3 protein-coding genes are annotated in these 3,701 nt (G+C 29.6%); all 3 read left to right on the top strand.

Features of this window, described 5'->3' with window-relative positions; all coding sequences use genetic code 11:
* Nucleotides 1-112 precede the first annotated feature (112 nt).
* The 3 genes from HUU89_RS15480 to HUU89_RS14325 all read left to right on the top strand — a co-directional run bounded on the left by HUU89_RS15480 (nt 113) and on the right by HUU89_RS14325 (nt 3,536).
* Nucleotides 113-298: a DUF4351 domain-containing protein gene (locus HUU89_RS15480; protein ID WP_175302116.1), complete on the top strand. Its 186-nt coding sequence runs from the start codon at nt 113-115 to the stop codon at nt 296-298.
* Nucleotides 299-431: 133 nt separating this feature from the next.
* Complete coding sequence (locus HUU89_RS14330; protein WP_175302115.1) at nt 432-2,069, top strand: SulP family inorganic anion transporter; 1,638 nt, start codon at nt 432-434, stop codon at nt 2,067-2,069.
* A gap of 132 nt (nt 2,070-2,201) precedes the next feature.
* A complete protein-coding gene (locus HUU89_RS14325) occupies nt 2,202-3,536 on the top strand; it encodes an MATE family efflux transporter (protein ID WP_175302114.1) in 1,335 nt (444 codons plus the stop codon).
* Nucleotides 3,537-3,701 lie beyond the last annotated feature (165 nt).

Below are 3,701 nucleotides of genomic sequence, written 5' to 3'. Positions count from 1 at the left end.
GGCATCCATCTTGACACATACGGACATTAAAGAAGAAGACTTACCAGAAGGAAATGAAATCAACATGTGTAAGGCAATGGATCAATTATTTTAAAAATTTGAAAATCAAGGAATTGAAAAAGGTAGACAAGAAGAAAAACGAAACACTTTAAAAGAACAACTTAAAGTAAAACTAGGAACTTTATCAAATCCTTTAGAAGAAAAACTTACAACAACATCGCTAGAAAAATTGAATGAACTTACATTAAATATTTTTAACATCAATAGTGAAGAAGATGTTTTAAAAATCATTCATTAATGAAAATAGGTTATAACGAATTAAATCGCTATAACCTATTTATTATTATAATTTTAATAGGATTATTTCTACATAAACTTAACAAAAGACAGTTTAATGTGTATAATGACACGGGGTAAAAAAGGGGGATTTTATGTTTAAAGATTATATAAGAGACTTGAAAAATGAGTTTAAAGGTTATAACATGCAAACTCTTTTACAAGATATCTTAGCAGGTTTAACAGTAGCTGCTGTTGCTTTACCACTTGCCTTAGCGTTTGGTGTAAGTAGTGGAGCTGATGCAGGTGCTGGGTTAATTACTGCGATTATTGCTGGTTTAGTGATTGGTGTTTTATCGGGAGCAAGTTACCAAATCTCTGGACCAACAGGTGCTATGTCAGCTATTTTAATTGGACTTTCAACAACATATGGTTTACAAGGTGTCTTCATCGCAAGCTTTTTATCTGGATGTATGTTGATTATTGCTTCATTATTTAAGTTTGGAAAAATTGTTTCTTTTATTCCAACTAGTGTTATTACTGGTTTTACAAGTGGAATTGCAATCATTATTGCATTAGGACAAATTGATAATTTCTTTGGGACAACATCTGTTGGTTCAAGTGCTTTAGAAAAACTGTTTTCATATTTAAAATTAGGTTTTCCAGTATCATTACCAACTGTTTTCTTTGGGATTTTAGTTGTTGTGATTATGATTATTTGGCCTAAAAAATGGGGAGAATATTGTCCTTCATCATTAGCAGGGATTATTATTGCTTTAATTTGTCAATTATGTTTAAATTTACCGGTTCATGAAGTAGGGACTATTCCAAGTACTTTGTTTCCAGAAGCAAGATTATCCTTTTCTTCATTACATTTAAGTACAATTACACAATTGATGCTACCTGCTTTAAGTATTGCTGCACTTGGGATGATTGAATCACTTTTATGTGGAGCAAGTGCTGGTAAAATGAAAAATGAAAAATTAAATGCTGATCGTGAATTAATGGCACAGGGTATTGGAAATATGTTGATTCCATTATTTGGTGGTGTTCCTGCAACAGCTGCGATTGCTAGAACATCTGTAGCTATTAAAGCAGGTGGAAAAACAAGATTAGTCAGTGTCTTCCATTCAATTGTTATTTTGATTTCGATGTTTTTACTTGGTTCACTTATGTCACGTATACCTTTATCTGCACTTGCTGGTGTTTTAATGGTTACTGCTTGGCGTATGAACGATTGGCAAGAAATTAAAACATTATTTCATAATAGAGTTAAAACAAATATTTCACAATATTTAATTACAATGTGTGCGACTGTTGTTTTTGATTTAACTGTTGCGATTGTTATTGGAGTCATGGTTTCAATTATCTTATTTGTTTTAAATAATTCTCATTTACATATAGAAGTACGTGATATTGATAAAGATCGTGTAGGAAAAGATTTAAAACATCATCATAAAAAAACAAGAATTATGTATTTAAGTGGACCTATTTTCTTTGGAACACAAGAACAAATGACACATGTTTTAGATGAATTAGATGATTCATTAGAAGCTATTGTTTTTTCAATGAGAGGTGTTCCTTCTATTGATGATTCAGGGATTCATGAATTCTTTGATATCGTTGATCGTTTAAAAGCACAAAACTGTATCATTAAATTCAGTGGTGTTCAAGAAGAAGTGATGATTCAATTTAAACGTAATCATTTTGATGAATATGTTGGTAAAGAAAGTTTCTGTTGGGATGCTATTATGGCTTTAGAAGCTTTGGATCAAGAATTAATTTCTGCTTAAAACAATTGACAAAGATAAAGATATTTATTAATATAGACATGCAAATTGAATATTGCTTAGGTAAGCTATAGATTTCTCTATTTCTGATCATAAATAGACATCTATAGCTTTTTTTATGGAAAGGAGACTTATATGGAAAATAGAAACCCAATGGAATACAAGCCTGTATTTCCTTTATTAATGTCAATGGCGATTCCGCCAATGATTTCAATGTTGATTCAATCATTATATAATATTATAGATAGTATCTTTGTTTCTCAACTTGGAGAAGAAGCTTTAACAGCAGTATCATTGATTTTCCCTTTACAAAATTTATCATTAGCTATTTCTTGTGGAATAGGGATTGCGATGAATGCCTTTATTGCAAGACATTTAGGAGCTAAAGATGATAATAAGGCATCTTATTATGCAACTCAAGGAATTGTGATGTCACTTGCACATTCTTTATTATTTTTAATTATTGGTTTATTTTTTATTCGACCATTTTTAAATATGTTTACAACAAATCAAAATGTAATTAACTATGGAATGCAATATGGAATGATTGTTGTCTCATTAGTTATTGGTCAATTTATTCATCTAGCTATTGAAAAGATGTTTCAAGCAACTGGAAACATGATGATGCCCATGATCATGCAAATCTTTGGAGCTGTTATTAATATTATTTTAGATCCAATCTTGATTTTTGGTTATTTTGGATTACCTGCTTTTGGTGTTGCTGGAGCAGCTATTGCGACAGTAATTGGTCAATTTTCAGCAGCTTCTTTAGCATTTGTCTTATTTAAAAAATACAATACACATCTTCATATTTCATTTAAGAAATTCAGAGTAGATTTTCATGTTATTTCTCAACTTTATAGTATAGCTATTCCTTCAAGTGTGATGATGTGCTTACCATCTGTTCTTGTTTCTTTATTAAATGGTATACTTTCATCTATTTCACAAAGTGCAGTTGCTTTCTTCGGGGTTTATTATAAGTTACAAACATTTATTTATATGCCAACATCAGGAATTGTACAAGGGATGAGACCTTTGATGAGTTATAATTATGGGGCTAAGTTAAAAGAAAGAATGCATCAAATTTTAAAAGTATCTGGTTTGGTCATTGCTGCTATTTTAGGAGCAGGAACATTATTATTCTTTATAGTTCCAAATGTTTTACTTTCTTTATTTAATGCAAGTAGTGGTATGTTAGAAATAGGAGAAACAGGGCTTAGAATTTTATCTTTAAGTTTTATTGTTTCATCTTTTGGAGTTTTAATGTCAGGTGTTTTTGAAGCTCTAGGTTTAGGAAAATATTCTTTAATAGTTTCTTTACTTAGACAATTATTGATTACAGTACCATTAGCATACATTTTATTAAATATCATGGGGATTGAAGGTATTTGGTTATCATTTGTTATTGCTGAAGCAATTGCAAGTATTGTAGCTTATATCTTATATCATAAAAAATTTAAAACCATATAAAAAAGAGGCTGTTACGAAATTAAATAATTAATTTCATACAGCCTTTTCTTTTGTAAAATAAAAATATATTAAAAATAAGAATTTTAAATATCTATATAATAAAATTATTTTACTATAAGAAGCAATTGTTTCTAATTACAATAATTCCTCAAACGTTATCGTTGA

Origin of the sequence: Faecalibacillus sp. H12, assembly GCF_013361255.1 — a bacterium.
GTDB lineage: Bacteria > Bacillota_I > Bacilli_A > Erysipelotrichales > Coprobacillaceae > Faecalibacillus > Faecalibacillus intestinalis.
Note: the sequence above shows the minus strand (reverse complement) of the source record. Positions and strands in the feature narration are given on the sequence as shown.

Bases quoted from the DNA above. Each gene is read 5' to 3' on its own strand.
- HUU89_RS14330 (WP_175302115.1), top strand. From the start codon at position 432: ATGTTTAAAGATTATATAAGAGACTTGAAAAATGAGTTTAAAGGTTAT.
- HUU89_RS14325 (WP_175302114.1), top strand. From the start codon at position 2,202: ATGGAAAATAGAAACCCAATGGAATACAAGCCTGTATTTCCTTTATTA.